The organism is Pseudomonadota bacterium (assembly GCA_039028155.1).
GTDB lineage: Bacteria > Pseudomonadota > Alphaproteobacteria > SP197 > SP197 > JANQGO01.
In genome coordinates, this window is sequence record JBCCIS010000100.1 from 1 (window position 1) to 7,332 (window position 7,332).

The 7,332-nt window shown below is 64.4% G+C and carries 7 protein-coding genes; 4 read left to right on the plus strand and 3 right to left on the minus strand.

Going from position 1 to position 7,332, the window contains the following annotated elements; genetic code table 11:
- Positions 1-857 (plus strand): PA0069 family radical SAM protein (locus AAF563_25120; protein MEM7124581.1); only part of this gene is annotated, 857 nt, incomplete at its 5' end.
- Positions 858-946: 89 nt separating this feature from the next.
- Here AAF563_25120 and AAF563_25125 read toward each other — a convergent pair.
- From AAF563_25125 to AAF563_25135, 3 genes are all read right to left on the minus strand, one after another.
- A complete protein-coding gene (locus tag AAF563_25125) occupies positions 947-1,669 on the minus strand; it encodes a class I SAM-dependent methyltransferase (protein MEM7124582.1) in 723 nt (240 codons plus the stop codon).
- Positions 1,670-1,717: 48 nt separating this feature from the next.
- Positions 1,718-2,740: an alpha/beta fold hydrolase gene (locus AAF563_25130; GenBank protein ID MEM7124583.1), complete on the minus strand. Its 1,023-nt coding sequence runs from the start codon at positions 2,738-2,740 to the stop codon at positions 1,718-1,720.
- Between the two features lie 172 nt (positions 2,741-2,912).
- Entirely contained in the window at positions 2,913-3,860 is a 948-nt protein-coding gene (locus AAF563_25135; protein ID MEM7124584.1) for an amidohydrolase family protein, read from the minus strand.
- A 98-nt stretch (positions 3,861-3,958) separates the two neighbouring features.
- Between AAF563_25135 and AAF563_25140 the strand changes: the two genes are divergently transcribed.
- From AAF563_25140 to AAF563_25150, 3 genes are all read left to right on the plus strand, one after another.
- On the plus strand, positions 3,959-5,224 hold the full coding sequence (locus AAF563_25140; protein ID MEM7124585.1) for an FAD-dependent oxidoreductase: 1,266 nt from the start codon (positions 3,959-3,961) through the stop codon (positions 5,222-5,224).
- 19 nt (positions 5,225-5,243) lie between these two features.
- A complete protein-coding gene (locus AAF563_25145; protein ID MEM7124586.1) occupies positions 5,244-6,464 on the plus strand; it encodes a DegT/DnrJ/EryC1/StrS family aminotransferase in 1,221 nt (406 codons plus the stop codon).
- A gap of 7 nt (positions 6,465-6,471) precedes the next feature.
- Positions 6,472-7,332, plus strand: an 861-nt coding sequence (locus AAF563_25150; protein MEM7124587.1) for a cation:proton antiporter, incomplete at its 3' end; no start/stop codon positions are given.

The following is a 7,332-nucleotide window of genomic DNA, read 5'->3' on the forward strand; positions in this document are numbered from 1 at the left end:
ATCGCGGCTGCGAGCACGGTTGCGTCTATTGTTTTGCCCGGCCGACCCATGCCTTTCTGGGCTTGTCGCCGGGCCAGGACTTCGAATCGAAGCTGCTGGTCAAGCCGGATGCCGCCCGGCTGCTGCGGAGCGAGCTGGCCCGGCCCGGGTACCGGCCCCGGGTCATCGCCATGGGCACCAACACCGATCCCTATCAGCCGATCGAGCGCCAGCACCGCATCACAAGATCGGTGCTGGAGGTGTTGTCGGAGTGCCGCCACCCCGTCGGCATCGTCACCAAATCGGTGTTGATCGCCCGTGACGCCGACATCCTGGGACCGATGGGCCAGGCAAAGCTGGCGCGTACCTATCTCTCGATCACGACGCTCGACCGCGACCTCGCCCGGCGCATGGAACCGCGCGCCTCGACACCGCAACGCCGGCTCGACGCGATCAAACGGCTGACTGAGGCCGGCGTCGATACCGGCGTGTTGTTCGCGCCGATCATTCCGGGCCTGAACGACGCGGAAATGGAGGCGGTGCTGGAAGCCGCCCGCGACGCCGGCGCCACCAGCGCCAGCTACGTGCTGCTCCGCCTACCATTGGAGATCAAGGATCTGTTCCGCGAATGGCTGGAGACCCATGAACCGGACCGCGCCAAACGCGTCATCAGCCTGATCCAGGACTGCCGGAATGGCCGCGACTACGATCCCAAGTGGCGCCAGCGCCAGGTCGGCACCGGCCCGTTCGCCGACATGATCTCGCGCCGCTTCGGCATTGCCGCCAGGCGTCTGGGCCTCAACCGCCGCAACTGGGTACTCGACACCCGCCAGTTCATCAGGCCGACCGCCGACAGCGATCAGCTTGCGCTGCTTTAGGTCTGCGAACTCGGTCTCGATCAAACAGGTAGAGCAGATCCACGCCTTCTATCTGGATCGCAAGCGAATCAGATAGAACGCGAATTGCTCTAGGCGAGCGGTCCGCGGTAGAGATTGATGCGGATGTGCTGGGTGAAGACATAACCGTCTTCCGCGCGTCCAACCTCGAACCTCGCCTTGACGTCGGGCGTATCGACGATTTCGCGCGGGAAGTCCTCATAGGTCGTGCCGGACACTTCGTCGACGAAGGTCTCGAAGCTGTCATAAGGCACGGGCTCGCGGTAGCGCAGTTCGCGGGCCTCCGCAAAGCGCGGTTCGGCCACCCGCTTCAATGCGTCATAAGCCAGCGCGCGCTCTCCCGATTCGTCATGAAACGACCGGTAGACGGCCTCCATGTCACCACCCAGCATCGGCTCCATCGCATAGAGGAAGCCGGTTTCGGGCTTCAGCACACGCACCGCCTCGGCGAGCGCGGCGTCCATATGCTCGCGCGGCACGTGGTGCAGCGAATAGCTGAAGAAGACGCCGTCCAAGGAGGCGTCGTCGACCGGCAACGCCTGACCCGGGGCCTCGACAAAGGTCAGGCCGGGCACGGCATCGGCGGTGCGGTTCTTCTCGGCCTGGATTGGATCGGGCTCGACGCCCAGCGTGTTCGCGCCGCGCTCTGCCAGTTGCCGCGTGATACGCCCGCCGCCGCAACCGACATCAGCCACCTTGAGACCAGAGACCGGCACCAACCGGTCAATCACCGCCATCTCATCAGCTTCGCCCAGATCCTCGGCGTCGCCGATCAACTCGTTCAAAGGTTCCATGGCTTGTGTTCCTCTATCGGTGCGCGGACAACACTGGCTGGCCGGTGTCTAACTGGCCGGCAGAAGGCGATAGCTCCGGGTCGCCGGGTTGTACTTGCGGTTTGGCGCGGTCTCGGGCGGCGTGCCGGCCAGCGCGTCCGTGATGTCCGCGATAACCTCCGGCCGCAGGCGGTAGTACTGATGTATCTGGATGTCGGATTTGCCGTCTTCCTTTGAATTGTCGACGTCGCGGCAATCAATCAAGGCGATCTTTCGCGGCAGATCGTCGATCAAACGCGGTCCGTCCGATCCCAGCCGATCAGGCCTGCCCTTCGTCTTGTCACTGATCAGGAGCGCCCTGTCGTCAGGACTGAAGTAGACGTGAACACGGCGGCAGATCGACGGCAGTTTGCGCATTTTGTGATCGTGTTCGAACGTATCGTCATCCTCGTCGGCCGCCGCCAGAATGACATTGTCGAACAGACGCGGAATGTCGTCCCTCAATTCGTGCCGGATGCCCTGCAGTCCGTGACGAAGCGCGTAACTGCCCATGGAATGAGCGAGCAAGTGGAGCCGTTGCCCGCAGAACTCCTGCTCGTCGCGGCCGAGTTCGTTGATGAAGTCCCTTAAGAACAAGAACGTACGCGCCATCGCCATGCCGGAGTTCCGGGCATCGCTGCGATCGCTGAAATAGGAATAAAGCGGAATCATCTTGCCGTCGCCGGGCCAACTGAACACAAAGACGTTGATGGGCCCTTGGCCGTTATAGTGTTGCTTCAGCTTGGCCGCGTACTGAAGAGCCTCGACGAACGAAAAACCGAAGCCGTGGATATAGACGAGCGTGTCGCGCGAGTGCTTGGCCATCTTGCGCATGACGCGACCGAAGACTTCCGTGCTGCCCAAGATTCGTTTTGCCGCGTCCGGCGTTTCGAGCGTTTCTTCGGCGACATGGATTTTGACGGACCTGCCTTCGACCTCCGCCCAGCCGAGGCGCACAACGTGCGGTCCCTTCTCGTTGAACGTCTTGCCAAAGCCCCGCTTTTTCGACGAGCCAGTCATGTTGCGGTTGGTCGCGAAATAGACGGTCACCATCGTCAAATCCCCCTTTGGAATCCCGCTGCGTTGGCGCTCTTCGTTTTTCGACGAATAGAGCCGGGTCTTCAATCCGACGAGTCGTCACGCGTCATCGAAACCCGCCTCGACAAAGTTGGCAAGTGCCGTGCACGAAGACGCGACAAACCTATCGGTCGATTGGCGTCTGTGTTCAGAGCTTCAGGATCGACATCGCGTTGGCGCCAATGATGCCTTCCTTTTCCTCGGCCGACAGCAGCGGCAACTCCATGACCCGCTCGATCGAGTGGTCCAGATCGTACCAGGGATAGTCCGAGCCCATCATCACACGTTCGGGACCGACATCTTTGATCAGTTGGGCGAGTTCAGTCTCCGTCGGCGCGTTTGTGCCGTCGGTCCATTCGATGATTTCGCAGCAATCGAAGAAGGCGTTTGCGTGGTTGTCGGCGATTTCGCGCGCCTGATCCCAGGTCGCGCCGCCCATATGGGCCAGCACGACGGTCAGGTCGGGAAACGCCTTCAGCATGTCGGCGAAACCGCGCGGTTCGGCGAAGCCGGCGCCAGCCGTGTCGGGGCCGGAATGGCCGATGACGGGAACGCCCAGTTCCTGGCACACCGCATAGGTCGGCCAGAGCCTTTCATCGGACATCGAAAAACCCTGGGACGCGCCGTGCAGCTTGACGCCCCGCGCGCCGTTCCGGGTGACCATGCAACGGACATGGGCAGCGCATTCGTCAGCGGAGAGCACGGAGACGTCGGCGGCGACAAACGGGACGATCTCGCCGTGGGCGCGCGAGACGTCGCAGATCCACTGATTGAACGCGATGAGCTCGTCAGCCAGTTCGGCGTCGATCCGGTCATAGGCGTCGTCGCGTTCTCGGCCGGTGGCGGACTCCGGCACTAGAGCGCGCTTCTCCGCACGTATCGCCTCGCCGACAAACAGATTGACGACCACGGCCTTGGAGATGCCGGTCGCAGCGAGATCCGCCATCACTTCGTCGACGGTGCCAAAGGCTTCGGAGAAGCAGACATGGGGCTTCTCGCCGTACTCCCAGATTTCATAGCCGTCCTTGTCGGCCTGTCCCTCCTCCTTGGAACGGAACAGATGAACATGGGAATCCACCATGATCGGATCAGCCATCGCGAAGACCTCCTTTCGCTTGTGCCTGCAAACATGCACCATCGGCATGGGCCGCCCAATCGTTAGAATGGAATATGTCGATCGCCGGAGCAGAACGTATGCGTGATGTCGTGGTGCTGGGTTCGGGCGTCGCTGGTTTGACCGCGGCCTATCACCTGCGCGATCTCGACGTCGAGGTGATCGAGGCCGCGAGCCATATCGGCGGGCGCACCCTATCGGAGTCCTTCGACGACGGCACCTGGGCCAACTATGCGGCGCAGTACGTCAGCGACGATAAGATCAAGGTCATCGAGCTGGCCGACGAACTGGGCCTGGAGCTCATCCCCAGCGGCTTTCACAGCAACGATCTGCGCGCCTTCGATCCGTCGAACAGCGATGACCCGGCGGCCGTCGAAGCATGGATCGCCAGGCTGGAGGACGAGCAGGCCAACCGGCGGCCGGCTGACAGCGCCGAACTCGATCAGGTCTCGGTCGCCCAGTGGCTCGACGACGCACCACCGGCGGTTATGACTTTCTTCGAGACGTGGTGCGGCTCTCTGATCTTCGGCTCGACCATCGAGATCTCGCTCTATGGTCTGATGCTGATCTGGGGCGACGACCGGACCAGCGCCTTCACCGACCGGCCGGTTGCCCGCTCCAACCGTGGCGACACGGTCTTCAAGGGCGGGACGAACCAGCTTACCCGGGCACTCGCCGAAGCCAGCGGCGCGGTGATGACGCAGGACACCGAGGTGCTGTCGGTGAGCGCGATCCAGGGCGGCTACCACATCGCCGGGATCGGGAAAGACGGTGTCCATGAAACGACGGCGCGCCGTGTCGTCAGTGCCCTGCCGGCGCCGGTTGCCTTGAACGTGATCGCCGACTTGCCGGAAGAAAAGCGCGAGGCGCTCGGCGCCATTCGTTATGGCCGCAACATCGCGACACCGATTTCGATCGCGGCCGACGGACAGAGCGTTGCACCCTATCCGATGGTGCCCTCGCGACCCGACCAGACCTACAACTCAAACGGTTTCGTGCTGCGCACGCCGGGTGACATGGACAGGGACGGCGGCTGTTTCCATTCCTATGTCCACGACGTCTTCGCCAAGCCCCTGTGGGACGATCCGGCGGCGACCGTCCAATCCGGCGCCGTACGCGCGTTGGTCGAACGTTTTCCCCAGCTATCGGACCGCATTGCACGGGTCGGCTACAGACGCTGGCGCCACGCCCTGCCACACTATAGCCCCGGTCGCATGCGACATCAGGCGGCACTGGAAGCGTCTGTCGACGGGCTGCACTTTTGCGGCGACTACGTGCTGACGTCGAACATGGACGGGGCCGCGCGCAGCGGGGAGCTGGCCGCGCGGAAGGTGCTTGCGGGGTAAGGGGGCGAAGCCAGCTATCGTGTCCGATGTGTTCGCCCGTTTGGGCGTCAAGACCATCATCAACGCCAACGGGCCGGCGACCCGATTGAGCGGCGGCCTGATGCGCCCGGAAGTGGCCTCGGCCATGGCCGAGGCATCCGCGCGCTGTGTCGAAATCGTCGACCTGCAGGCCGCCGCCAGCAAGGTGATTGCCGACGCGACGGGCGCGGAGGCCGGTTATGTGACGTCCGGCGCGGCCGCCGGCCTGCTGCTAGCCACGGCGGCGACGATTGCCGGGCTTGATGCCGCCGCCATGGATCGCCTGCCCGATACGCGCGGGCTGAAGAACCAGGTCATCGTCGCGCGCAGCCAGCGCAACATGTATGATCACGCCGTGCGCACGGCCGGCGCCCGCCTGGTCGAGGTCGGCCTGCCCGACCGCTTTGCCGGATCGGGCGTGCGCGATGCCGAACCCTGGGACTACGCTGCGGCAATCACCGACAAAACGGCGGCCATCTACTACGTCGCCGCCCCAGGCAGCCAACCCGCGCTGGCCGACGTCGTCGCGATCGCCCGCGAGCACGGCGTGCCGGTCATCGTCGATGCCGCCGCCCAGCTACCGCCTTTGTCCAACCTCAAGCGCTTCATCGACGACGGCGCGGATCTGGTCGCGTTCAGCGGCGGCAAGGCCATCGGCGGCCCGCAGGCCTCCGGCATGCTGGCCGGCCGGCGCGACCTCATCATGAGCGCCGCGCTGCAGCAGCTCGATATGGACGTCGACCGCCATACCTGGTCGCCGCCGCCATCCCTGATCGACCTGGAGCGGTTGGCGGGCATCCCCCGTCACGGTATCGGCCGCCCGTGCAAGGTGGGCAAGGAGCAGATCGCTGGCCTGATCACCGCGCTCCAGATGACATTTGCTGAAGAAGCCGACGGCCGCCTGGCGGCGCGATGGCAAACCTTGGCGGAGCGTCTGGCCGCCGGGCTCGGCGACGTCGACTGGGCCGATGTCAGTGTCGTCGCCGACTCCACCGGGTCCGGCGTACCCGTGGTGCACATGGCCGTCGACGCGAACCGGGCCGACGCTGATGACGTCAAGCTGGCGCTGGAACGCGGCGAACCCTCGATCCACAGCAACCCGGATTACCGGGGCACGGGCCTGATCGTCTTCGGCGTGACATGCCTGGCCGATGACGATCCCGACCGCATCGCCGCGGCGGTCAAAGGGCTGGGCAATCAAGTCATGACCGGGGCGCGATAACGGCGCCATGGAGCACGGCCACGAACTCACCGATATCGCGATCGTCATCGCCGTGGCGCTGGGGTTCGGGCTGGTGCTGGGCTGGCTGCGCCAGCCGGCCATTGTCGGCTACATCGTCGCCGGCGTGGTGCTGGGTCCAAGCGGCTTGGGCCTGGTCCACGATCGCGAGCAGATCGGTTTTTTGGCCGAGCTCGGCGTGCTGCTGTTGCTGTTCGCGATCGGTATGGAACTCAGCATCCAGGCGTTCCGGGCGGTGCTCAAGTTCGCCGTCATGGGCACGACGGCGCAGATTGTCATCAGTCTCGCCGTGGTCGCCGTCGTTGCCTTGTTGTTCGGCTGGCCGTGGCAACTGGCCGTCTTGATCGGCTTCGGCGTCTCCCTGTCGTCGACAGCCGTCGCCATCAAGATGCTCGAAGATGTCGGTGAGCTCAGGCGCGAGACCGGCCGGCGCGCGGTCGGCATCCTGATCGCCCAGGACCTCGCCATCGTGCCGATGATGCTGATCATCGCCACGCTGGCGCCGGGTAAGGAGTTCGAACCCACTGATCTGCTGCCCTTGGTCGGCGCGATCGCGTTCCTGGCCTTCTTTGTCTGGTTCCTGGGGAAACGCGGCCGGGTCCGTCTGCCGTTCCGCAACCTGACCCACGGCCAGGCCGATCTGGTGACCTTGGCCGCGCTCGGCTACTGCTTCGCGGCAGCGGCGATCAGCGGCCTGTTCGGCCTGTCGACCGCCTATGGCGCGTTCCTGGCCGGCCTGCTGCTGGGCAACAGCACCGACCGCAAGACCATGCAGCGGGTCACCCTGCCGATCCAGGGCGTCCTGCTAATGGCCTTCTTCCTGTCGATTGGCATGCTGCTCGACCTCAAG

Excerpts from the sequence above, each read along its gene's own strand:
- AAF563_25125 (MEM7124582.1), bottom strand. The coding sequence starts at position 1,669 with ATGGAACCTTTGAACGAGTTGATCGGCGACGCCGAGGATCTGGGCGAA.
- AAF563_25130 (MEM7124583.1), bottom strand. The coding sequence starts at position 2,740 with ATGGTGACCGTCTATTTCGCGACCAACCGCAACATGACTGGCTCGTCG.
- AAF563_25135 (MEM7124584.1), bottom strand. The coding sequence starts at position 3,860 with ATGGCTGATCCGATCATGGTGGATTCCCATGTTCATCTGTTCCGTTCC.
- AAF563_25140 (MEM7124585.1), top strand. The coding sequence starts at position 3,959 with ATGCGTGATGTCGTGGTGCTGGGTTCGGGCGTCGCTGGTTTGACCGCG.